This is a genomic window from Pseudomonas abietaniphila (genome assembly GCF_039697315.1).
GTDB lineage: Bacteria > Pseudomonadota > Gammaproteobacteria > Pseudomonadales > Pseudomonadaceae > Aquipseudomonas > Aquipseudomonas abietaniphila_B.
Genome location: NZ_CP155619.1, coordinates 3593056 through 3617894 on the forward strand (window position 1 = coordinate 3593056; position 24839 = coordinate 3617894).

Consider the following 24839-nt stretch of genomic DNA (forward strand, 5'->3'; position numbering starts at 1 on the left):
GTTCAGCGTGGACGGTAAATGGTTGAATTGAAAAGAAATTTGTCTCGTTAAGAGGCAGCCTGGTGAGAATGTGTCTATGAAAGCAGGTCTGTACCATCCAGAAGAATTCAAGGATAACTGTGGTTTCGGCCTGATCGCCCATATGCAAGGCGAGCCCAGTCATCACCTGTTGCAGACGGCTATCGAAGCCCTGACCTGCATGACCCACCGTGGTGGGATCAACGCCGACGGCAAGACCGGTGACGGTTGCGGGCTGTTGATTCAAAAACCCGACATGTTCCTGCGCGCTGTGGCCAAAGAGCAGTTCAGCGTCGAGCTGCCGCGTCAATATTGCGTGGGCATGGTTTTCCTCAACCAGGACGATGCCAAGGCGCAGGCTGCTCGCGAGAACATGAATCGCGAAATCCTCGCTGAAGGCCTGACCCTGATCGGCTGGCGCGAAGTGCCGATCGACACCAGCGTGCTGGGGCGTCTGGCGCTGGAGCGTCTGCCGAAGATCGAGCAAGTATTCATCGGTGGCGAAGGCCTGAGCGATCAGGAATTCGCGATCAAACTGTTCTGTGCCCGTCGCCGTTCGTCAGTGGCCAACGCCGCTGACACCGATCACTACATCTGCAGCTTTTCGCACAAGACCATCATCTACAAAGGCCTGATGATGCCGCGTGACCTCACGGCATTCTATCCAGACCTCAACGACGAGCGCCTGCAAACCGCAATCTGCGTGTTCCACCAGCGCTTCTCGACCAACACCTTGCCGAAATGGCCGCTGGCTCAGCCGTTCCGCTTCCTCGCCCACAACGGCGAGATCAACACCATCACCGGTAACCGCAACTGGGCGCAGGCCCGTCGCACCAAGTTCACCAACGAACTGATGGACCTCGACGAGCTGGGTCCATTGGTCAACCGTGTCGGTTCGGACTCCTCGAGCATGGACAACATGCTGGAGCTGATGGTGACGGGCGGCATCGACCTGTTCCGCGGCGTGCGCATGCTCGTGCCGCCTGCATGGCAGAACGTTGAGACCATGGACCCGGATCTGCGGGCGTTCTATGAATTCAACTCCATGCACATGGAGCCATGGGACGGCCCGGCCGGTATCGTGATGACCGAAGGTCGCCACGCCGTCTGCCTGCTCGACCGTAACGGTCTGCGTCCGGCGCGCTGGGTCACCACCAAGAACGGCTACATCACCCTGGCCTCGGAAATCGGCGTGTGGAACTACACGCCGGAAGACGTCATTGCCAAGGGCCGTGTGGGCCCGGGCCAGATCTTCGCCGTGGACACCGAAACCGGTCAGATCCTCGACACCGACGCCATCGACAGCCGTCTGAAGTCGCGCCACCCGTACAAGCAGTGGCTGCGCAAGAACGCACTGCGCATCCAGGCCACCCTGGAGGATCACGATCACGGTTCGGCGTTCTACAACCCGGATCAGCTCAAGCAGTACATGAAGATGTTCCAAGTCACGTTCGAAGAGCGCGACCAGGTGCTGCGTCCTTTGGGCGAGCAAGGTCAGGAAGCGGTCGGCTCCATGGGCGACGACACGCCGATGGCTGTACTGTCGCGCCGTGTGCGCACGCCGTACGACTATTTCCGTCAGCAGTTCGCGCAGGTGACCAACCCGCCGATCGACCCGCTGCGTGAAGCCATCGTCATGTCGCTGGAAGTCTGCCTCGGTGCCGAGCGCAACATCTTCCAGGAGTCGCCGGAGCATGCTTCCCGCGTGATCCTGAGCTCGCCGGTCATTTCTCCGGCCAAATGGCGCTCGCTGATGAACCTGGATCGCCCAGGATTCGACCGCGCGATCATCGACCTGAACTACGACGAGAGCATCGGCCTGGAAGCGGCCGTGCGTAACGTTGCCGATCAGGCTGAGGAGGCCGTGCGTTCCGGTCGTACCCAGGTCGTGCTGAGCGACCGTCATATCGCCCCGGGCAAGCTGCCGATTCACGCGTCGCTGGCCACCGGTGCTGTGCACCACCGCCTGACCGAAAAAGGTCTGCGTTGCGACAGCAACATTCTGGTCGAAACCGCGACGGCGCGTGACCCGCACCACTTCGCGGTACTGGTTGGCTTCGGTGCGTCAGCGGTGTATCCGTTCCTGGCCTATGAAGTACTGGGCGACCTGATCCGCACCGGCGAAGTGCTGGGCGATCTGTACGAAGTCTTCAAGAACTACCGCAAAGGCATCACCAAGGGCCTGCTCAAGATCCTGTCGAAGATGGGCATCTCGACCATCGCGTCGTATCGCGGTGCGCAGCTGTTCGAAGCCATCGGTCTGTCCGAAGAAGTCTGCGACCTCAGCTTCCGTGGCGTGCCGAGCCGCATCAAGGGCGCGCGTTTCGTCGACATCGAAGACGAGCAGAAGGCGCTGGCCGGCGAAGCCTGGAGCCCGCGCAAGCCGATCCAGCAAGGCGGCCTGCTGAAGTTCGTCTACGGCGGCGAATACCACGCCTACAACCCTGACGTGGTAGCGACGTTGCAAGCGGCCGTGCAGCAGGGCGACTACAGCAAATTCAAGGAATACACCGCGCTGGTGGACAACCGTCCGGTGTCGATGATCCGCGACCTGTTCAAGGTCAAGGAACTCGATACGCCGTTGTCGATTGACGACATCGAGCCGCTGGAAGCGATCCTCAAGCGTTTCGACTCGGCGGGTATCTCGCTGGGTGCGCTGTCGCCTGAAGCTCACGAAGCGCTGGCCGAGGCGATGAACCGTCTGGGCGCGCGTTCCAACTCCGGTGAGGGCGGTGAAGACCCGGCGCGCTACGGCACCATCCGCAGCTCCAAGATCAAGCAGATCGCAACCGGTCGTTTCGGTGTGACGCCAGAGTATCTGGTCAACGCCGATGTGCTGCAGATCAAGGTTGCTCAAGGCGCCAAGCCGGGCGAGGGCGGTCAGCTGCCAGGCGGCAAGGTCAACGGCCTGATTGCCAAGCTGCGTTACGCAGTGCCAGGCGTGACCCTGATTTCGCCGCCGCCGCACCACGACATCTACTCGATTGAAGACTTGTCGCAGCTGATTTTTGACCTGAAACAGGTCAACCCGTCGGCGCTGGTCTCGGTCAAGCTGGTGGCAGAAGCGGGCGTCGGCACCATCGCTGCCGGTGTTGCGAAGGCTTATGCCGACCTGATCACCATCTCCGGCTATGACGGCGGTACCGGTGCATCGCCGCTGTCGTCGATCAAGTACGCGGGCTCGCCGTGGGAAATCGGTCTGGCCGAAACCCATCAGACCCTGCGCGGCAACGACCTGCGCGGCAAGGTCCGGGTGCAGACCGACGGCGGTCTGAAAACCGGTCTGGACGTTATCAAAGCCGCCATCCTAGGTGCCGAGAGCTTCGGCTTTGGTACTGCTCCGATGATCGCGCTGGGCTGCAAATACCTGCGTATCTGCCACTTGAACAACTGCGCCACCGGCGTGGCGACTCAGAACGAGAAGCTGCGCAAGGACCACTACATCGGCACCGTCGACATGGTGATCAACTTCTTCACCTACGTGGCTGAAGAAACCCGCGAGTGGCTGGCCCGCCTGGGCGTGCGTTCGCTGGAAGAACTGATCGGCCGTACCGACCTGCTGGACATCCTGCCGGGCGAAACCGCCAAGCAGCAGCATCTGGACCTGACGCCATTGCTGGGCAGCGATCACATTCCGGCTGACAAGCCTCAGTTCAGCCAGGTCGACCGCAACCCGCCGTTCGACAAGGGCCTGCTGGCCGAGAAGATGGTCGAGATGGCGAAGTCGGCCATCGAGTCCAAGTCCGGCGGCGAATACGCACTGGATATCTGCAACTGCGACCGTTCCATCGGCGCGCGGATTTCCGGCGAAATCGCCAAATTGCACGGTAACCAGGGCATGAAAGACGCGCCGGTCACCTTCCGCTTCAAGGGTACGGCGGGTCAGAGCTTTGGTGTGTGGAACGCCGGTGGTCTGAACATGTACCTGGAAGGCGACGCCAACGACTACGTCGGTAAAGGCATGACCGCTGGCAAACTGGTGATCGTGCCGCCTAAAGGCAGCCCGTTCAAAACCCAGGACAGCGCCATCATCGGCAACACCTGTCTGTACGGCGCCACGGGCGGCAAGCTTTTTGCTGCCGGAACCGCAGGCGAGCGTTTCGCGGTGCGTAACTCTGGCGCTCACACCGTGGTGGAAGGCACGGGTGACCACTGCTGCGAATACATGACGGGCGGCTTCGTCTGCGTACTGGGCAAGACCGGCTACAACTTCGGTTCGGGCATGACCGGTGGTTTCGCCTACGTGCTGGATCAGGACAACACCTTCGTTGACCGGGTCAACCACGAACTGGTTGAAATCCAGCGCATCAGCGGCGAAGCGATGGAAGCCTATCGCAGCCACCTGGAGCGTGTGCTGGCCGAGTATGTGGCGGAAACCGACAGCGAGTGGGGCCGTAATCTCTGGGAAAACCTGGATGACTACCTGCGTCGCTTCTGGCTGGTGAAGCCTAAGGCTGCAAACCTGAAATCCTTGTTGTCCAGCACCCGCGCAAATCCGCAATAAGGGCAGCTGTCAGCGGCAAGCTTCAAGCCGCAAGCTAACGGCAGCGCGCGAGTGCCTGCGAACATGATTTTCTTGCAGCTTCAGGCTTGGCGCTTGAGGCTGCAGTCAGGAGTTTTAACACCATGGCTGAACGTCTGAGTAACGACTTCCAGTTCATCGATGTCGGGCGCAAAGATCCGAAGAAGAAACTGTTGCGTCAACGCAAGAAAGAGTTCGTGGAAATCTACGAGCCCTTCAAACCCCAGCAATCGGCCGATCAGGCTCACCGCTGCCTGGGTTGCGGTAACCCGTACTGCGAATGGAAGTGCCCGGTGCACAACTTCATTCCGAACTGGCTCAAGCTGGTGTCCGAAGGCAACATCCTCGCGGCGGCCGAGTTGTCACACCAGACCAACACCCTGCCGGAAGTCTGCGGCCGCGTGTGCCCGCAGGACCGTCTGTGCGAAGGTGCGTGCACCCTCAACGACGGCTTCGGCGCTGTCACCATCGGTTCGGTGGAGAAGTACATCACCGACACCGCGTTCGCCATGGGCTGGCGTCCGGACATGTCCCGCGTCGTGCCGACCGGCAAGCGCGTGGCCATTATTGGTGCGGGCCCTGCGGGCCTGGGCTGTGCCGACGTGCTGGTACGCGGTGGCGTGACCCCGGTCGTCTTCGACAAGAACCCGGAAATCGGCGGTCTGCTGACCTTCGGTATCCCGGAGTTCAAGCTCGAGAAGAGCGTGCTGAGCAACCGCCGCGAAGTCTTCACCGGCATGGGTATCGAGTTCCGTCTCAACACCGAAGTCGGCAAGGACGTGTCGGTCGAGCAACTGCTCGAAGAGTACGATGCCGTGTTCATGGGCATGGGAACGTACACCTACATGAAGGGCGGTTTCCCCGGTGAAGACCTGCCGGGCGTACACGATGCGCTGGATTTCCTGATCGCCAACGTCAACCGCAACCTTGGCTTTGAAAAGTCGCCGGAAGACTTCGTCGACATGAAGGGCAAGAAGGTGGTCGTGCTGGGCGGTGGCGACACCGCGATGGACTGCAACCGCACTTCGATCCGTCAGGGTGCCAAGTCGGTCACCTGCGCCTATCGTCGTGACGAAGAAAACATGCCGGGCTCGCGCAAGGAAGTGAAAAACGCCAAGGAAGAAGGCGTGAAATTCCTCTACAACCGTCAGCCGATCGCCATTGTGGGCGAGGACAAGGTTGAGGGCGTCAAGGTCGTCGAGACCCGTCTGGGCGAACCTGATGCCCGTGGTCGTCGCAGCCCTGAGCCGATTCCGGGTTCCGAAGAGATCATCCCGGCCGACGCCGTGGTCATCGCATTCGGTTTCCGTCCAAGCCCGGCGCCATGGTTCGAGCAGTTCAGCATCGACACCGACAGCCAGGGCCGCGTCGTTGCGCCAGAACAAGGCAAGTTCAAGCACCAGACCAGCAACCCGAAGATTTTCGCCGGCGGCGACATGGTTCGTGGTTCCGATCTGGTGGTGACTGCGATCTTCGAAGGACGCAATGCCGCTGAAGGGATCCTGGACTACCTGGGCGTCTGAGTCGCGGTAGTCGCGCGAATGTGGGTCAACCTGTGGGAGCGAGCTTGTTCGCGAAAGCGATCGAACCGTCAGCAACGTTGTTGAATGTGATGGCCTCTTCGCGAGCAAGCTCACTCCCACAGTTAACTGCAGTGTTGCTGAGCCCCGAATCTCTGCGACAAATCGCCCCCATAGACAAAAGGCACGGTACTTACCGTGCCTTTTACGTCGGTGTCTGAGAAAATGCCCGCACTTTTTTTGCGGATGCCGCCATGACTGCCCTCAAGAACGACCGTTTCCTTCGCGCCCTGCTCAAGCAACCCGTTGACGTCACGCCGGTTTGGATGATGCGTCAGGCGGGTCGTTATCTGCCGGAATACCGCGCCAGCCGCGCTAAGGCCGGCGACTTCATGAGCCTGTGCATGAATCCGGCGTTCGCTTGCGAAGTCACGTTGCAGCCGCTGGAACGCTATCCGCTGGATGCGGCAATCCTGTTCTCCGACATCCTCACCGTGCCTGACGCCATGGGCCTTGGCCTGTACTTCGAAACCGGCGAAGGCCCGCGTTTCAGGAAAACCGTCAGCACCCTGGCCGACATCGAAGCGTTGCCGATCCCGGATGCCCAGAAAGACCTGGGCTACGTGATGGACGCCGTCAGCACCATTCGTCGCGAGCTCAATGGGCGCGTGCCGTTGATCGGCTTCTCCGGCAGCCCTTGGACCCTGGCGACGTACATGGTCGAAGGCGGATCGTCCAAAGACTTCCGCAAATCCAAGGCGATGCTCTACGACAACCCGCAAGCCATGCACCTGTTGCTGGACAAGCTGGCGCAGTCGGTGACCGCGTACCTCAATGGTCAGATCCTGGCGGGCGCGCAAGCCGTCCAGATCTTCGACAGCTGGGGCGGTAGCCTCTCTGCTGCTGCGTATCAGGAGTTTTCCCTGGCCTACATGCGCAAGATCGTCAGCGGCCTGATTCGCGAACACGACGGCCGTAAAGTGCCGGTCATCCTGTTCACCAAAGGCGGCGGCCTGTGGCTGGAAAGCATCGCCGACGCGGGTGCCGAAGCACTGGGCCTGGACTGGACCTGCGACATCGGCGAAGCCCGCCGTCGTGTCGGTAGCAAAGTGGCGCTGCAAGGCAACATGGACCCGACTGTCCTTTACGCAAATCCGCAGGCCATCCGCCAGGAAGTTTCGAACATCCTCGCCAGCTACGGCAGCGGCACCGGCCACGTCTTCAACCTCGGCCATGGCATCACGCCGGAAGTCGACCCGGCGAACGCAGGGGCTTTCATCGAAGCGGTGCACGAGATGTCGGCGAAGTATCACCAGTAAGCGCTGATACGCCGATACAAAAACGCCCGGTCGATGCCGGGCGTTTTTGTATGTGCATGGAAGGCTTACTGTGAATCCGGTTTGCTTCTGCCGAAGGCGTAGGAGCGGGGCTTGCTCGCGATCTGGCGCCCAGCGGCAGTAGATCCGGCACATGCGGTCTGCCTGTAACGACGAAGGGGGCTGGTTTTACTGCAGCTGCGGTTTGACGCGAACCCGGAGAGATCGTGGGCAAGCCTCGCTCCGCCCTTGGGGCAGGATTCTAAGCGATCTCCTTAAACCTGCACATTCACCGCCAGCGGCTGCACTTTGGCGAGTTTCAGCGCCACGCCCAACGCCGCGAGCAAGACCAGGCCGATGAACACGCCGATGCCGTTCCAGCCGGCGTAATGCCAGAACACGCCGCCGCCGGTGCCCGCGACGCTTGAGCCGACGTAGTAGCTGAACAGGTACAGCGAGGACGCCTGGCCCTTGGCTTTGATCGCGCGGCGGCCGATCCAGCTGCTGGCGACCGAGTGGGCGCCGAAGAAGCCGAAGGTGAACATCAGCACACCGATGACCACGACGGCCAGCGGAGTGAACATGGTCAGGGCCAGACCTATCAGCATGAGGACGATCACGGCCCACAGCACGTTGCGGCGTCCAAGCCTGTCCGCCAGTGCACCGATTTTTGCCGAGCTGTAGATCCCCGACAGGTACACGACCGAGAACAGGCCGACCACCGCCTGGCTCAGGTTGTAAGGATCGGCCAGCAGGCGATAGCCGATGTAGTTGAACAGCGTGACGAAGGCGCCCATCAGCAGGAAGCCTTCAAGGAACAGCAGCGGAAGACCGGCGTCGCGGAACTGCAGGACGAAGCCTTCCAGCAGGTTACGGGCGTTCAGCGGATTGGGCCGGAAGTTGCGCGAAGGCGGTAGAAACTTCCAGAACAGACCGGCAGCGCCGAGGGCGATCAATCCCATGATCAACAGCGAGGTGTGCCAGCTGACGAAGTCGCTCAGCACTCCAGTGATCAGCCGCCCGCTCATGCCGCCAATGGCGTTGCCGCCAATGTACAGCCCCATGGCCAAGCCGATGTGCTGCGGATGAATCTCTTCACTGAGGTAAGTCATGCCTACCGCTGCCAGGCCGCTCAACGAAAGCCCGACCAGGGCGCGAGTCACCAGCACGCCTTCCCACGTCGGCATCAGGGCACTTGCGATGGTGAAAAAGGCGGCTGAGAACAGCGCGAAGACCATCAGGGGTTTACGCCCAAGACGGTCAGAAATCGGCCCAGTGATCAACAGGCCGATGGCGAGCATGGCGGTGGACACCGACAAAATCAGGCTGCTCTGGGCCGCGTTGATCGAGAACTCCCGGGACAGCACCGGCATCATTGGTTGAACGCAATAGAGCAAGGCAAACGTGGCGAAGCCGCCGGAGAACAGGGCGAGGACGGTGCGAATGAAAGCAGGCGTGTCTTTTTCGATGTAGGTATCGCCCAGCGGGATGGCGGCTTCGATCATTTCAGATTCGGACGCGGCGGGAGATGCAGCAGTATTCACGGTGGACCTCAGGGGGAGCGGGGCGGCGATGTGAAAAAGAATATAGCTGGCTAACGATCCTTTCCAATATATTGTTCGACCTGTTTGATAGGTTTGACGACCTAATAGGATCTCTATGGAATTACGTCATCTGCGCTACTTCATTGCCGTTGCCGAAGAGCTGCATTTTGGACGCGCCGCCGAGGTGCTGGGCATCTCTCAACCGCCGCTGAGCCAGCAGATTCAGGCGCTGGAGCAGGAGCTGGGCGCGCGCCTGTTCGAGCGAACCAACCGACGAGTGGAGCTGAGTGAGGCGGGCAGGCTGTTTCTCGACGAAGCACGACTGGTGCTGGCGCAGGTCGAAAAGGCCTCCGACGTGGCTCGACGTGCTCAGTTGGGTGAGTTGGGAGAGTTGAAGATCGGCTTCACGGCATCTGCCCCGTTCACCTCCAGCATCCCGCAGGCAATCTTCGCTTTCCGGCAACGCTATCCTGCGGTTCATTTGGCTTTACAGGAAATGAGCAGTAAGGAAGTGGCCGAGCGGCTTGAGGAAGAGTCGATGCAGGTCGGCATCATGCGGCCCTTGCCGTTACCGGACTCCTTGGTGGCGGTGGAGCTGTTGCGCGAACCGCTGGTGGCTGTCTTCCGTTCCGATCACCCTCTGGCGGCGGGCAGCGAAAAGGGCATGTACCTCAAGGAGCTGGCGACCGAGCCTTTCGTGTTCTTTCCCCGGACCTATGGCAGCGGGTTGTATGCCCAATTGTTGAGTCTGGCCCGGGAGGCGGGATTCAGCCCGATGTTCACTCAGGAGGCGGGCGAGGCCATGACCATCATCGGCCTGGTGGCGGCGGGATTGGGCGTGACAGTGCTGCCCGCGTCGTACCAACGCATGCGGATCGACGGCGTGGTGTATCGAACGCTGCTCGATCCTGAGGCGACTTCGGCGGTCTGGCTGGTGCAGCGCAAGGACCAGAAATCGCCGATGGCGAAGGCGTTTGTCGAGTTGGTGACGCGCAAGGCCGGATGAGAACCGGATGACTAGTGACTGGCTTTGCCTCGCAAGGGGCTGACGACGTAACGCAACCCGTCATCCAGGCTGATTCGAAAAAAACCTTCGGTCGCGTAATCAACGCTCCAGCGCTCATCAAGACTGCGGCCGTGCGGCCTTAGTTCGACGCCGGGGTAGTTGAAGCGCACGTCTTTTTCCGGGGTCAAGGCGAACAGAACGGCGGCACACAGCTCCCGAGTTTCCCGGTCTTGCTCTCGGTTTTCACCCTTCTTCCAGGTTTCCTCGATCAACTCCTGCTGACCCAGAAGGCTGCCTGAGGCGTCTGTCAGGATACAAAGCACGCCGTGACGCTGTTTGTTGATGTCCAGCCGCCACTGCTCATGTTCCCGTGCCTGATCGCGTTGGACGTTGAGTTGCTGTGGGAACTTGATATGGGGCAGCTGTGCTGGAACGGGCGCGTGAACGGCGCACGCACTCAGGAGCAGGGCACAAGCAAGCACGATGACGCGGATCATTGCGAATTACCTTCCAGTGGCGCCGACCGGGGCTATAAACCCCAGGCGGCTGAATCGGATGTTTCAGTGAGGATGCGGTTCAGGAGCTGAACGCCCTAAAAAGCGCATCATCCTCGTGAGGCGAGCATTGGGCAAATGTGTGAGCGGAAAATTTCATTCAGGTGTGCACGGGCTTCGGTCCCAGCGTGCTTATTTGGTTGAATGTCCTCGCCCTTGTCACGCTCTGCGCCTAGACTCGGGACCCATCACGAGACGGCATCGCCAGCCGTCTATCAGTATCACGACAGGGAGTTTTCACATGCGGCGTGTGGTGTTCAATCAGAAAGGTGGCGTTGGCAAGTCGAGCATCGCCTGCAATCTGGCGGCCGTGAGTGCCCATGAGGGCCACCGGACGCTCTTGATCGACCTCGATGCTCAGGCGAACTCGACGCAATACCTGACGGGTTTGACCGGCGAGGACATTCCCATGGGCATCGCCGACTTTTTCAAGCACACGCTGTCTGCCGGCCCGTTCTCCAAAAAAAACCAGGTCGATATCTACGAAACGCCTTTCGAGAATCTGCACGTGGTGACGGCGACCGCCGAACTGGCTGATCTGCAGCCAAAGCTCGAGGCCAAGCACAAGATCAACAAGCTGCGTAAATTGCTGGAAGAGCTCGATGAGGATTACGACCGTATCTATCTGGATACACCGCCAGCGTTGAATTTCTATGCCGTGTCGGCGTTGATCGCGGCAGATCGGGTGCTGATTCCCTTCGACTGCGACAGTTTCTCGCGTCAGGCGCTCTACGGTCTGCTCAAGGAAATCGACGAGTTGAAGGAGGACCATAACGAAGAACTGGAAGTGGAAGGGATCATCGTCAACCAGTTCCAGTCACGGGCCAGCCTGCCGCAACAGATCCTCGACGAACTGATCGCCGAGGGGTTGCCGGTGCTGCCGGTTTACCTCAACAGCTCGGTGAAGATGCGCGAATCGCATCAGGCCAACATGCCGCTGATCCATCTGGACCCTCGGCACAAGCTGAGCCAGCAGTTTGTGGAGTTGTATCAGTTGCTGGAGAGCAATCCGGTGCAATGACGCCAGCGGTATGCCTGAGCGTGCCAGTGATGGCACGCTCAAGGGCGTTCCTTGAATGGGCCCTGCGGCTACACGCGTTCCGCTTCGTACCGAAGCTTTCCGAGCTGTTCTGCCCGCTTGCGCGCCTTACGGGCCTCATCCCTGGGAATGACAATGGCCGCGTCCATATCAGCCACTAGATGATCCTGGCTGGCGATCAGTCGATTGATACCTTCAGCGCAGCCACATTTCACGGCCTGTGTGTGCGTCGCCACGGCGATCAACTGATCGATGAAGGTCGGGTTGCCTTCTGCGATGAACCCGACTTGCTCACATTCCGGACACCACACCGGGTCGCCCATGCGGGCCAGGCGGCGGTCCTCCCATGTCAGTGATCCCGAGGCCTTCAAAACGGTGCCGCCTGTCGTCGTCGCGTCGCCTTCTCTGATCGCACGTGTCATCGCTTACTACTCCAGGGTTGCGGTGGGAATGGCAAACCCTAGACGCTGATGTCGGCGGCCGTGATGCTGAAAAGCGCTTTCAGAAATGACCTACATCGTTGGCTGTCGTGCGCCTCAAGCTCGTGCGAATCGGCTGTCAAATCCCTTGGCTGGCGAGCCAGGCCGTCAGTTGCTGAAGCGGCATGGCCCCGCTCTGGCGTGCCACTTCGCGACCGTTCTTGAACAGGATCAGGCTGGGAATTGAACGAATGCCCAGCTGGGCCGAGAGTTGCTGATTGGCTTCACTGTCCAGTTTGGCCAGACGCACCCGACCGCTCAGCTGCACGGCCGCCTGCTCGAAGGTGGGCGCAAAGGATTTGCACGGCCCGCACCAGTCGGCCCACACGTCGACCAACAACGGCAGGTCGCCCTTGATCTGGCTGGCATAGTCGCCTTGGGTGAGGTTGAACGGCTTGGAAAGCAGAACAGGCTGCTTGCAGCGCCCGCACTTCGGCTGATCGCCGACCCGGTCCGCGGGGATGCGATTGAGGCCGTTGCAGTGAGGGCAGGGGATCAACAGAGCGTCGGACATGATGGCTACCGGAAAGAAGGGCTGATAACCGGTAAGTGGAGGCTGGGGCGCGTTTTATCAAGCTGAGTGCTCACCTCATGTTCTGGAGTGCTCGGCGATGCTGAGAATGTCCTGATTAATGCGATAGAGACCTTGGAATCACGGTTATTCAGACGGTTTTTCTTCAATGGTTTATCCCAAAGAACCCCCCGTTCGCCCAGCTATCCGCCCTCCATCTCCATCGATAGCCTCCCATCAAGGGGCTATCAATCCACCTTTCGGAACATCCGCCCCTGACCATTCATTGCCAGGGAAACGCCGATGATCAGTCAGCTGCAAAACGCTCTTTCCGCCATCATGCCGAGTAAGACGGCACCGTCGACCTCGTCCGAACAACAGAGTGATCCGGCCGTTGTGGATAAAACCACGAAGACGCCCGTCGACAAGGCGACCTTCTCGACGCTCGCCAGCCAACTGAACGAAAGCACGGTGCGTGCGGCCGCGCGTGATGCGGTCATGACACATGCCGAGTTAGGCAAGTATGGCCTCGATCGCATTAATGAGTTTCTGGTGGAATCACCCAAGGCCAACAGCCATACCCGGGCGCTCGAAGTGCCCAAGACCCGCGACCCTGAGCTTCTGGACCGGGCGCGGAAGGCCAGTGAGTTCGTCACCCTGACGCTGGCTGGCCATTCGAATGCGAAGAGCCCGTTTGAAAAGCTGTCTCGCGAACAGCTCAACGTGATTGTTTACGACGACAGCGGCGCGTTCACCCTGAACGAACGACGCGCGGCGTACCATGGCGTGCAGAAAATGGACGATGCCTGGCGCAAGACCGCTATTCCCGACGGTATCCTCGAGCAAGCTCGCACCGGCAAGGCCACGAAGTTCTATAACGACGCCCTCAGCTACTACAAATCACTGCCCGCGATCGAAAAAGCAGTGGACTACCCAAAGGACGCCGAGGCCCTGCTTAAAGCAAGGATAAAGTCCGATCCCGCACTGCCGAGTTTCCCGGGCGCCGTGACCCGTCAGGGCGGCGATCGCAAGCTGACGCTTTACGACATCCTCGCCGGGATCGTCGATACCCAGAAAAGCAAAGCCGATCCGACCAGCCCCGCCCTCAGCAGGAAATTCACCCCCAGGACTTCGCCGACGCCAGTGTCGTGGAATGAACGATGGGCCAAGCAAGAGGCCTCTGCGGCCAAGGCGGTCAAACCCGTACAGGCAGCGTCCCTCTCAACGCCCCTCCCTGGTGGATCGAGCGCCACCGCGTCAATGGGTAAAGGCGAGGCGGTGAGCAGTCCGACGTTGACTGCAGAATAGTCGGCGGTATCACTTCAAGATTGAAATCTTCAGGAGTTGCGAAGGGGGTAATGGTGTTGTGCTCCGAAAGGACTATCCGTTCGAGTCGTTGTGGTGATTGTTGGTATCTGATTAGTTTTTTTCAGATCTAATAAAAGAGGATGTTCAAAATGAGAAATGCCAAGACGATTAAATCTGCCATGACGGTGGTTGCAATGCTTAGTGCAGGATCGGCTATTGCAACGCCGCAGGTTACCGTAAGCTTTACTAACAATACGACGGAGTTTGCGACTTACCAGCCCGGTAGTAGCCGGAACGAAACAACGACTTACTCGAACGCATCGCCGAAGCCATCAAATGTGCCGCCAGGGGCTAGCGAGAGCTATACAGTTCGCGCTACAGGCTCCTCGCCAATCACTTATGGGATGGTGACATACAGGTCGGGCAGCAAATCATGCCAGTTTACGACCAGTTATCTGATGAACTCTACGCCGGGCGGTGTTAGAACTCCTAAGTGGAATAAAAATGCCGTCGCTAGTGGGTGCGAGATGTGACATCAGCATCACCGCTGTGAACTATTCCAATCATGATTGGAGCGTAAATCTCATAATGCGTTAATAGGCTCAGCTTAAGGATGGCCGCTAAATAGGTGGCCATCTTGAATATCACAATACTGAAGGGCGATATGATCCAAGGCATAGGCGTTGCGATAACGGCACCTGTCAGTGTGAAAGTGAATAAGGAAACCACTGCTGACAGAGAGGTTGTGAAAGAGCCAGATTCGACAATGATACAAACGGGTAAAACGAATGTGTCTCTGCTCGCCCGGCAGTTGAGTGAAAGCGCACTTCGATCCAGCAAACGAGAACAGGAACTGTCTCGTGATGAACTGGCTGCTTACGCAAAGAAGCAGATAAACAATTTTGCGTTGGACGGGTACACGTTCGGTAAATCCCGGCACGATCTGGAGCAACCTGGCACAGATGATCCCGAACACCTGGCTCGGGCGAGGCAGGCCACCGAATACGTCAACCAAACCATCAACGGCAGCCGGTACGCAAAAAATCCGTTTGCGGGCTTGTCTCAAGATCAGTTGGCGCTCATTGCCTACGACGACAGTGGCGGTTACACCATCAACGAGCGGCGGGCAGCCTGGTGTGAAGGTCAGCGTATGAAATCGGAGTGGGCGAAAGGAGCGGTGACTCGCAGTCAATTGGAAAGCGCACAAACCGGAAGAGTGCCGGTCTTCCTCACGGAGGTCCTGAACTTCTACAGAGGGCTGCCTAAAATTGAGCAGGTTCAGGATTGCTACCCGGGAGATTACGAAGCTGAGTTGCTGGAGAAGATTCGTGTGGAGTTGGCCAGCCCTAGTGGGGAGTCAAATGAGCTGGCGGAGCGGGGACTCAATTTGTACGACATTCTGGCGAGTATCGCGGTGCCAGAGAAAAAAGAGGCAGAGGTCAAAAGTGACCTCTCTGTACAACAGCGCTCCCAGCAGGTGCCCACTTCGGTCTCTGTTTTAGATAAGCCTTTTCTGCCTCGTGATACCGAACCCTCGTCCAGCACTACGACGAACAACTGATCTCCAGATGCTTGCCCCAATCCGGCGGACGCTGTGCATAACTGTCCATGCCGGGCTGTTCTTCGAACGGCGTGCACAGCACTTGGTGCAGTCGGCGGACTTCGCTGTAGTCGCCTTGCTCTGCGGCTTCGATGGCGCGTTGGGCGAGGTAGTTGCGCAGGATGTAGAGCGGGTTGACGGCGTGCATGCGGGTGCGACGGTCTTCCTGGCTTGTAGCCGGTTCGCGGGCGATGCGGGCCTTGTAGGCCTCGGCCCAGGCGTCGAAGCCGAGCATGTCGACGAAGTCGTCGCGCAGGCGGCTGACGGCGATGTCGGCGGACTCTTCGCCCAGGCGGCGGAAGAACAGGCTGTAGTCGACGCCGCTGTTTTGCATCAGTTGCAGCAAGCGGGCGATGAGGTCGGCATCGTCATCCTCGGCCGTCGTCAGGCCAAGGCGGCGGCGCATCAGGTCCAGGTAATGCGCCTGATACAACGGCAGGAACATACCCAGCGCTTCACGCAGCGCTTCGACGCTGATGAATGGCGTCAATGCCTGAGCGAGCGCGCTGAGGTTCCACTGACCAATCGGCACTTGATTGCTGAAGGAGTAGCGGCCTTCGTGGTCCGAGTGGTTGCAAACGAAGTTCTGATCGAAGTCGTCGAGAAAGGCGAACGGACCAAAGTCGAACGTGATGCCCAGAATCGACATGTTGTCGGTGTTCATTACGCCGTGGCAGAAACCGTAGGCCTGCCACTTGGCGATCAGTTCGGCCTGACGTTCGACGATCGTGCGGAACATCGCCAGATAAGGTTCCGGCTGTTCCAGGCATTCGGCGTAGTGAAGCGACAGCACGTGGTCTGCCAGTTCTTTTAACTGCTCGTTCTGCTTGGTGTAGAAGAAATATTCGAGACTGCCGAAGCGCACGTGGCTTTGTGCAAGCCGCAAGACCATCGCCGCACGTTCCTGCTTTTCCCGCCAGACCGGGGTGCTCGAGCCGATCACGCAACCCGCGCGACTGGTCGGGATACCCAAGGCGTGCAGCGCTTCCGACGCGAGAAACTCGCGGATGGAGGAGCGCAACACGGCGCGGCCGTCACCCATGCGCGAGTAGGGCGTCTGACCGGCGCCTTTCAGGTGCAGGTCCCAATGTTCGCCTGCGTCGTTGTACACCTCGCCGAGCAGCAGGCCACGGCCGTCGCCCAGACGTGGGTTGTAGGAACCGAATTGGTGGCCGGAATAGACCATGGCGCGAGGGTCGGCTTCGGCCCACAGCTTGTGGCCGCTGAACAGCTCGGCGAATACCGGCTCTTCGGCCTGCGCAGGGTCCAGGTCCAGCAACGCCAGGGCCGCATCGCTTGCGACCACCAGGCGTGGTTCGGCAATGGGCTCGGGCAGTACGGACGTGGAAAACGCGTCGCCCAGGCGGGCGAAGCGGTTATCGAAGGTCAGCTCGTCGAGGGCTTTCAAGGGATGCCTCCAGCAGAATGTCCGACCATTCTGCTGGGATTCTTCGGGTCAGTCGAGCTTGACGTCCGGCGGCTCAGGCACATCCTTCGGGGCGGACGGCATGGCCGTCGGCGAGGCAGGCGCCGGGGCGACGGTTTTCGTCTCTGGCTCGATCGGCACCATCTTGTATTCCTGTCCCTGCATGTTCTTGAGATAAACCTCCATCTGCCGGAACGAGATGTTGATGTGCTGCTTCTTGAATTCCTTGTTGATGAAGCGGTTGATCTCGTCGAGCACCGGGTTGCGGTCGCCAAGGTCACGCACGTGCATGCGCAGTTCGTGATCCAGCGTGCTTTCACCAAAATTCAGGAAGTACACAATCGGCGCAGGTTCCTTGAGCACGCGCGGATTGTCATTGGCGGCTTTGAGCAGCAGGTTGCGCACCAGGTCCAGATCGGAGCCATAGTCCACGCCCAGCTTGAGCGTGACGCGGGTAATGGTGTCGGTCAGCGACCAGTTGATCAGTTGCCCGGTGATGAACGTCTTGTTCGGGACAATGATGTCTTTGCGGTCGAAGTCGGTGATGGTCGTTGCACGAATGCGGATCTTGCTGACCGTCCCCGACAGGTTGCCGATGGTGATGGTGTCGCCGATTCGGACCGGGCGTTCGAACAGGATCATGATGCCGGAGATGAAGTTCGCGAAGATCTCCTGCATGCCGAAACCGAGGCCGACCGACAGCGCGGCAACCAGCCATTGCAGCTTGTCCCAGCTGACGCCCAGCGCCGACAGCGTGGAGACGAAGCCGACGCCCGCAATGATGTAGGACAGCAGCGTCGTCGTGGCGTAAGAGCTGCCCTGCTTGAGGTTCAGCTTCGACAGCACCAGCACTTCCAGCAAGCCGGGCAGGTTACCCGCGAGCACGAAGGTGATGCCGATGATCACCAGTGCGCCGATGAGGTCGCCCAGGCTGATCGGCACCATGCTCATGTTGGCGCCGGTGCCACTCGTGTACTCGTACAGGGTGATGTTGTCCAGGTACGAGAACACGGTGATCAGATCGGCCCAGACGAAGTAGAGCGCCCCGACGAAGCCGGCCAGCAAGGCCAGACGAATCAGTCGCAGCGACTGCTGGTTGACCTGTTCGATGTCCAGTGTCGGCTCTTCCACCGGTATCTCGCCGTCGCCCGCCTCTTTGGCCGCCTGACGTTTTGCCAGCGCTCGCTGATAGGCCAGACGCCGCGCCGCGACGCCAAGTCCGCGAACGAAGGCCGCTTCGATGACCAGCCACAGCATCAGCACATAGAGGGTGTCGATCAGTCGGTCGCTGAGTTTCAGCGCGGTGTAGTAGTAGCCGAAGCACACGGCGACGAACAGCGCGATCGGCAGCGCGGTGAAGGCAAGGCCCACGGCACGCCGGAACAGCGAGGCGTTCTGGTGGGTCGGGCTGGTCAGCAGCAACCGGCCGAGCAGCCACGCCATCAAGGCGTAGCAGGTCAGCACCACGGCGATGCCGATGACGTCGTCCGCCAGCGCTGAAGGTTCGTGCTCCGCGACGGCAACCACGGTGACCAGCGCCAGCACCACCAGACCCAGGCGACGAATCCAGCCACGCAGGAATTCCACCTGCGACTTTTCCCAACGGAAGTGCAGTTGCGCTACGCCGCCGGGTGCCAGGATGCGGTAGGCCGTATAGAACACCAGCCAGGCCAGCGAGATTTGCAACAGTGCGGCGCCCAGATTGACGTTCTGTTCCCGCGCGTCAATCTGCAACGCCAGCGCACACGACGCCAGCGCAAGTGACAGCGGCATGGCCAGCAAGATGTTGATGAAAATCGCCAGCGGCGTTTGCCACTGCCGATCGCGCTTGAAGTGCCCGATGTCTCCGTGAAGCCGGTTGAGCTTGTCGTACAGCGCCTTGCGCTTCCACATCAGTGCGCCGATCACCAGCAGCAGAGGCAGGAAAATCAAAGGGCGCTGGGTCAGGCCGTCGGCCAGTTCGCTGAGGCTGGACGTCCAGGGCAGGGTCGTGACCTGTTTCATCAACCGCGGCTGAACACGCTCGAACCATTCCAGATCCAGCGGTTTGTTGCTCGGGATCCAGAACATCTGCTCGTCGAGGGTCTGACGCAGGCTGAGCGCCGTGCTGACCAGTTGCTTCTGGTTCAGCTGCAGGGTGATGGATTCGTTGAGCAGCGCGCTCAGTTCGCGATTCAGGCGTTCCAGCAGGTCGGTTCGGGTGGTCGCCAGATCCAGCAGGGTCTTGCGCAGCGCGGGCGTGACATCTTCCGGCTTCTGCGTTGCGAGCAGCGTGTCGACATAGTTGCCCGGGTTGCTCATCTCTTCGCGCTGCTGATTGACCTCGAACTGGTACAGGCGGATGTCAGCGATTTCATCGGCCAGGCCGCTGTCGAGTTTGAGCTTCGGCAGGGACTGCTTCTGTTTGTAGAGAATCTTGGAGAGCAGCAGGCTGCCGCTCAACACGTTGATCTGCTCGTCCAGCGCCTGATCGGTCTGGGTGATGGCATCCAGCTGGGTCTTGGTCTTGAGGTTCTGTTGAGTCAGCTCGTTGAGGCGGTCGGTGCCGCGCAACAGGTAGTCGGAGAGTTTGAGGTTCGCCGCACTTTCAGTCGCCAACAGGCTGCTTCCGCCGGCTTTCTGCGCTTCGATCGACAGCTGCGTCACGGTTTCCTGGGACTGCGCGCGGCGTTTGTCGTTGATCAGGGTCTGCAGGTCCTGAATTTCCTGATCCTGACGGGCGACCTTTTCGGTGAGCAAGTCGCGTTGACTGCCACCCAGATCCTGCAACTGGCTATTACCCGCCAGTTCCTGACGACGCAGCGCGATCAGGGCGTTGATCGAGGCCAGTTCAGCGTTCAGCTGATTGCGTTGGTCGGCATTGATTGTCTTGCCGGCGTCCTTGCCGCTCTTGAGGATGCCGTTGATGGTCTGGATGCGCGTCTGGCTGCTGCTGATTTCCGCTTGCGCACGCTCGGGGCGGGTCTGAGCGGTGATCGTCATGCTGTTGGCATCGTTCAGGGCTTTCTGCAGGTCAGCCTGTTGAGCGCTGCGGTCGCTGAGCATCTGTTCAAGCTGCGGAACGCTCATATTGGCGTAACGCTGGGCGACAGGCATCTGACGAATGCCTTTGAGGCGTGTCAGCTCTTTCTGGTTCTCGGTGGTCTGCCTGGGCGCGTCGGCCAGCTGCTTTTTCAGGTCATCGAGCTTCTTCTGGTTTTCCTTCTGGCTGGCGAGGAAAGCGAGCGTCTGCTCCAGCACTTGCTGCATTGCCTTTTGATCGTCAGGCGACAGTTTGCGGTCGGCGATCTTGTCCAGGCTCTGCTGAACGGCTTCGCTGGAAGGTGGAGGCGTATCGGCGGCAAGCGCCGGCAGTGACGACAGGCATAGCCCAAGCAGGGCCGAGGCAAAAAAAGTACGCAGCGTGAACATAGACACCGGGTCGAACGATCAGGAAAGGAGAGCAGTTTAGAGGAAGAGCCCGGGACCCGGGCGGCTTCCTTCGGGGAATCTGACGCCCACTTTGAGGATCTTGTTCCCGTCCATAACGGCAACTGTCCAAATAGTTCCGTTCCATTCGACCTGATCGCCAACAATTGGCGCGCCGCGATTCTTCTGAATGATGAACTGGCTGAGCGGCATATTCGAATCCAGGCCGTCGAGCTTCAAACCGTACAATGCCGCGACAGCCCCGAGCTGAGCGTCTCCCTCGAGCACGAAGTCGCCGAAGAAGCGCAAATCCAGACCCCGTTGCGGTGCCTGGCTGAACAGCTTTCCGAGCGCTGGAAGGTTGTGTTCATGGCCAATCACGCAGAGCAGGTCACCCGTCTCCAGAACCGTACTACCCGACGGATGGAGCAGTTGCTGACCCCGAAAAAGGGCCGCGATGCGGGTGCCTTCCGGCATTTTCAGCTCGCGAAGGGCGGCGCCGATGCACCACTTTTCCGCGCCAAGGCGGTAAACGAACAACTCCCACTCGCTGGTGACGTGAACCTCAAGCGCTGCTCGGGAGATTGGGGCAGGATCCGGCGGAACCGTCACCTTCAGCCATTTGGCGACCCATGGCAGGCTCGTGCCCTGAACCAACAGCGAGACGAGCACGATAAAGAACGCCAGGTTGAAGTACAGCTGAGCGTGGGGCAGGCCCGCCATCAGCGGGAACACCGCCAGAATGATCGGCACCGCGCCGCGCAGGCCGACCCAGGCGATGAACGCCTTTTCGCGGCCGTGGAACACCCGGAACGGCAGCAGGCCCGCGAGCACCGACAGCGGACGCGCCACCAGAATCATCCACAGCGCCAGACCCAGGGCGGGCAGGGCGATGGGCAGCAGGTCATGGGGCGTGACCAGCAGGCCCAGCACCAGGAACATGCCGATCTGCGCCAGCCATGCCATGCCGTCGAGCATGTGGAGGATGCCGTGACGGCTGCGGATCGGCTTGTTGCCGAGCACCAGCCCGCACAGATAAACGGCCAGGAAACCGCTGCCGTGGATGGCATTGGTCAGCGCAAACACCGCCAGGCCGCCTGCGACCACGAGGATCGGATAGAGGCCGTTGGCCAGATTGATCCGGTTGACCAGTTGCAGCATCAACCAGCCGCCACCCAGACCTATGATCCCGCCGATGCCGAATTCCTGAATCAGGTGCCCCAGCAGGCTCCAGTGCAGGCCGGTCTGGCCGCTTGCAAGCATGTCGATCAGGGTGACGGTGAGGAACACCGCCATCGGGTCATTGCTGCCGGATTCGATTTCAAGGCTGGCCGTGACCCGTTCGTTCAGGCCTTTACCGCCGAGCAACGAGAAGACCGCTGCAGCGTCCGTGGAGCCAACAATGGCGCCAATCAACAGGCCTTGAATGATGTTCAGGTCGAACAGCCAGGCCGCGACCATGCCGGTCAACCCGGTGGTGATCAGCACGCCGACCGTGGCCAGCGACAGGGCAGGCCAGAGCGCCACGCGAAAGCTTGCCACCCGCGTTCGCAGGCCGCCGTCGAGCAGGATCACAGCGAGTGCGAGGTTGCCGACCAGATAAGCCGTAGGGTAGTTGTCGAAGATGATGCCGCCGCCGTCCACGCCCGCGACCATGCCGACCGCCAGGATGATCACCAGAATCGGGATGCCCAGGCGCGAGGATAGCGAGCTGACCAGAATACTTGCACCCACCAGCAACGCGCCGATCAGGAACAGGCTGTTGATGGTCGTGGCATCCAAGGGCGGTACTCCAGACGAAAGCAAAAATGGAAAGCACGGGCGGACTGACCATGCAGTCGGCGTGCCAAGGGATTTAACCTGTTGAATTGGCAGGCTGTCAAAGCTTTGCCAATTAATACGGCCCTCGCCGACGCGACGAATAATCCCCCTCGCCATAAATAGTTACCGCCTCCGGCCTTTTCAAACTGGTTACGTGCATGACTTTCCTACAACACAAGGACAGGAAGTCATGCAGTCAGCCACGCTCGGAATGACCACCGTCAGCGCGCCCCACGCGCTATTTACCGGCGAAACCCTCAAACGACGCGCAGCCACGCTCATGGGTACATACCCGGATCTTTACGCCATGGCCTTTCAGGCTGCCCGTGCGATTGTCATCAAGCACACGGGCAAGCCCTTGGACCCGGCGAAGGTGTTTTGGCATCGCTTTAACCGGGCGAACAACAGTGGCGCGACTTTCACCGGCTGGGAGCACCTCGGGCCCCCGTCCGAATCCATGACGCTTATCGAACTGGTCATGCATCGCTTCAGCGCCAGTGACACCGTGTCCGCCGATGAGTTGAACACCTACAGCGGCTTTTACACGGTGGGTGCCGATCAACAGTTTTATAACGAAAACAACGAAGTCCCGATGTTGCCCAGCGACGTCTTGCAGGATTTCTGGACGCTGGATTTCGCCGCTGATTGCAAGCAAAAGGTCGAGGCGTTCTGGCGTGCACATGAGCAGGACTTCTGCACGTTCGCCAAGATCAACCTGCTGTCGTCGGCAGGCCTGGCGTTGAGCAAAAAGCGGTTGTCGATGGGCGATTTTCAAACCGTGCTGATGGCTGTCACCGGTGCCACCGACCCGCGCGTGACTTGGGACATGCTGCAAGAGAACCCGGGCTTTTCGGCGGGTGTGACGATGCAGGTGTTTCAGCTCGCAGGGCATGAAGCCAGGGACATGCTGCTCATCAAGGACGGGCAGGGCCGGCAGATCGTAGTCAAGCCTGACGCGCAACCGCTGTTCCATTGTTTTGCCGATGAGCAAGCGCTGTATCAATGGGTGCAATCGCAACTGGGCGAGCCGGAAACCAAGGCGGCGTTGCTGGCGCATTTTGCGCGAGGGCCCGAGCAGCTGGCATTTGCAGACGCCAGACTGACAGCGCGCGCTGCTCAGCCATGGTCGGCCGAGCAGACGCTCATCGGCGATTCCCCGGCCGCGAGCCCGCAGTCTGTTTTCGAGCGCCTGCGTGACACTGCACAGCATGAAATGAACGAGGACCTCAACGCCCAATTGACCAGCAATGCCAGTCTGCGCAAACAGATGTGGATCGGCTATCTAGGCGCGTTCATTCGTGTGGCAGGCGGTGTGGCGCCGCTGGCGTGGCCGGTTGCGCTGACCCTGGTGGGCGCCGGCATCGCCAGTGTCGGTTTGAACATCGACCAGGCCATCCATGGGCGTACCAAGACGCTGCGCAAGGCGGGTGTGACCGGCGCGATCATCAACGCGGTGTACCTGTTTCTCAACCTGCCGCTGTTGGTCAGCATCGGTCGTGCGGCTGAGGCTGCGTCGTTTCCTGAGCGTGCATCCGGAACGGACACTGAGTCACTGGCGGGCCTTGAGGGCAATGAGGTACTCGACGACATCCCCGCAGACGCAGGGACCGGCAAGGCTCGTGGCGTACATGTGTTGGAAAACGGCGAAACCTGGATCACCCTCGGTGACCTGCCCTATCGGGTGCGCTATCTGAACGACCTCAAGACCTGGGCCATCGTCGATCCGCACAATCCGTTCGCGTTCAGCGGCGCTCGACCGGTACGGCTCAATGCGCTGGATCAGTGGGAATTGCTTGAACCGCCAAAACTGGTGGGCGGGAAACCACCGGTGGAGACGCCAGGCGAAGCGCCCAAGGCGTCCGGTTCCCAGGCAGGGAAGCCTTACGCCACGACCTCGTCGCCCTTCTGGGACACCCACATGCAATTCAACCTGGATGAAGAGCGTCGCCTTTCGGCGTTGGGTAATCAGCGTCAGGCATCGGCAGTCAATGTGTACGAACTGGACTCCGACGAGGAAGTGGTTTCCGACTCAGAGGGTGAAGACGTGGTTATCGACGCCTGGAATGAAAAGCACCGGGTGTTCAAAACCACAGACAATGCTTACTTCGGGGGTGCGATCACTCGCTACACCGAGGACGACGATGCCTACAACGTTTTCTTGCGCACCGGAGAGCAGCGGGGCGCTGATCAAATCGAGGCGATCGAGCGTTTGGTCGAGGACATCTCCGAGGTGGAGCCTAACAACGACGTCGCGCTGTATCGAGGCGGCAGTGGTGAGCGCGGCACATCGGGAAAAGTGTTTCGTGAGGGCACGCTTAAAGCGGGCGATGTTCTGGTCAACACCGACATCACGTCGTTCAGTGAAAACCCTTACATCGCCCGGGTGTTCGCCAGTAGCCAGGGCGGCGCCTCATCGGCAAGCCACGAAGGCGCGATCACCTTCGATGACACCTCGGTGGTCTTTGAATTACCGGCGGGCGAATACCTGAACGCAACCCCCATCAGCCCGTTCTCTGCCAGTCCGAATGAAGTCGAATCCGTGTTCCTGCCAGGCCGCTACTTCCAGATTCAACGCATCGAAGAAGTGGCGGGCAGCAACTATCGATTCATGAATGTTCAACTCAGACAGATCCCGGTCGAGCAGGTGTCGGGCCCCGCGTATGACTTGCGCACCGGCGAGGTGTTCAGCCGAGACCAGTACGCCGCCAGACTGGGCGAAGACGCGAAGGCGCTGGTGGACGCTTTTTTCCCTCCGAAACCCTGATGC

At 60.0% G+C, this 24839-nt stretch carries 15 protein-coding genes; 8 read left to right on the plus strand and 7 right to left on the minus strand.

The genetic code is table 11. The features are described from left to right. Positions 1 to 76 precede the first annotated feature (76 nt). From gltB to hemE, 3 genes are all read left to right on the plus strand, one after another. On the plus strand, positions 77 to 4522 hold the full coding sequence (gltB, locus tag ABDX87_RS16040) for a glutamate synthase large subunit (RefSeq protein WP_346828767.1): 4446 nt from the start codon (positions 77 to 79) through the stop codon (positions 4520 to 4522). A 122-nt stretch (positions 4523 to 4644) separates the two neighbouring features. Next, positions 4645 to 6063: an FAD-dependent oxidoreductase gene (locus ABDX87_RS16045; RefSeq protein ID WP_346828768.1), complete on the plus strand. Its 1419-nt coding sequence runs from the start codon at positions 4645 to 4647 to the stop codon at positions 6061 to 6063. Positions 6064 to 6314: 251 nt separating this feature from the next. After that, positions 6315 to 7379: a uroporphyrinogen decarboxylase gene (hemE, locus tag ABDX87_RS16050; protein ID WP_346828769.1), complete on the plus strand. Its 1065-nt coding sequence runs from the start codon at positions 6315 to 6317 to the stop codon at positions 7377 to 7379. 272 nt (positions 7380 to 7651) lie between these two features. Here the strand turns inward: hemE and ABDX87_RS16055 are convergent, their stop codons facing one another. Then, a complete protein-coding gene (locus tag ABDX87_RS16055; protein ID WP_346833534.1) occupies positions 7652 to 8881 on the minus strand; it encodes an MFS transporter in 1230 nt (409 codons plus the stop codon). 154 nt (positions 8882 to 9035) lie between these two features. Between ABDX87_RS16055 and ABDX87_RS16060 the strand changes: the two genes are divergently transcribed. Next, complete coding sequence (locus ABDX87_RS16060; RefSeq protein WP_346828770.1) at positions 9036 to 9926, plus strand: LysR family transcriptional regulator; 891 nt, start codon at positions 9036 to 9038, stop codon at positions 9924 to 9926. Between the two features lie 11 nt (positions 9927 to 9937). Here the strand turns inward: ABDX87_RS16060 and ABDX87_RS16065 are convergent, their stop codons facing one another. After that, positions 9938 to 10423 (minus strand): hypothetical protein, encoded by a 486-nt coding sequence (locus tag ABDX87_RS16065; protein ID WP_346828771.1) that lies wholly within the window; start codon positions 10421 to 10423, stop codon positions 9938 to 9940. A gap of 298 nt (positions 10424 to 10721) precedes the next feature. Here ABDX87_RS16065 and ABDX87_RS16070 point away from each other — a divergent pair, with 298 nt between their 5' ends. Then, positions 10722 to 11501 (plus strand): ParA family protein, encoded by a 780-nt coding sequence (locus tag ABDX87_RS16070; RefSeq protein ID WP_346828772.1) that lies wholly within the window; start codon positions 10722 to 10724, stop codon positions 11499 to 11501. A 68-nt stretch (positions 11502 to 11569) separates the two neighbouring features. On the opposite strand, the gene ABDX87_RS16075 is transcribed toward ABDX87_RS16070, so the two are convergent. Next, on the minus strand, positions 11570 to 11941 hold the full coding sequence (locus tag ABDX87_RS16075; RefSeq protein ID WP_346828773.1) for a PAAR domain-containing protein: 372 nt from the start codon (positions 11939 to 11941) through the stop codon (positions 11570 to 11572). Positions 11942 to 12077: 136 nt separating this feature from the next. Further along, positions 12078 to 12512, minus strand: coding sequence for a thioredoxin TrxC (trxC, locus tag ABDX87_RS16080; RefSeq protein ID WP_346828774.1), 435 nt, complete (start codon positions 12510 to 12512; stop codon positions 12078 to 12080). Between the two features lie 300 nt (positions 12513 to 12812). Between trxC and ABDX87_RS16085 the strand changes: the two genes are divergently transcribed. Both ABDX87_RS16085 and ABDX87_RS16090 read left to right on the plus strand, forming a co-directional pair. Next, positions 12813 to 13817 (plus strand): hypothetical protein, encoded by a 1005-nt coding sequence (locus tag ABDX87_RS16085; RefSeq protein WP_346828775.1) that lies wholly within the window; start codon positions 12813 to 12815, stop codon positions 13815 to 13817. A 637-nt stretch (positions 13818 to 14454) separates the two neighbouring features. Then, on the plus strand, positions 14455 to 15378 hold the full coding sequence (locus ABDX87_RS16090; protein WP_346828776.1) for a hypothetical protein: 924 nt from the start codon (positions 14455 to 14457) through the stop codon (positions 15376 to 15378). Here ABDX87_RS16090 and selO read toward each other — a convergent pair. Genes selO through ABDX87_RS16105 form a run of 3 tightly spaced genes read right to left on the minus strand, consistent with a single transcriptional unit; the run spans position 15362 to position 22033 of the window. After that, positions 15362 to 16825 carry a protein adenylyltransferase SelO gene (gene selO, locus ABDX87_RS16095; RefSeq protein WP_346828777.1) on the minus strand — a complete coding sequence of 488 codons (1464 nt, stop codon included), beginning with the start codon at positions 16823 to 16825 and terminating at the stop codon, positions 15362 to 15364. The genes ABDX87_RS16090 and selO overlap by 17 nt on opposite strands. Positions 16826 to 16873: 48 nt before the next feature. Next, entirely contained in the window at positions 16874 to 20254 is a 3381-nt protein-coding gene (gene mscK / locus ABDX87_RS16100; protein ID WP_346828778.1) for a mechanosensitive channel MscK, read from the minus strand. Positions 20255 to 20290: 36 nt separating this feature from the next. Next, positions 20291 to 22033 (minus strand): potassium/proton antiporter, encoded by a 1743-nt coding sequence (locus tag ABDX87_RS16105; protein ID WP_346828779.1) that lies wholly within the window; start codon positions 22031 to 22033, stop codon positions 20291 to 20293. A gap of 229 nt (positions 22034 to 22262) precedes the next feature. Between ABDX87_RS16105 and ABDX87_RS16110 the strand changes: the two genes are divergently transcribed. Continuing rightward, positions 22263 to 24836 (plus strand): dermonecrotic toxin domain-containing protein, encoded by a 2574-nt coding sequence (locus ABDX87_RS16110; RefSeq protein WP_346828780.1) that lies wholly within the window; start codon positions 22263 to 22265, stop codon positions 24834 to 24836. Positions 24837 to 24839: the final 3 nt, after the last annotated feature.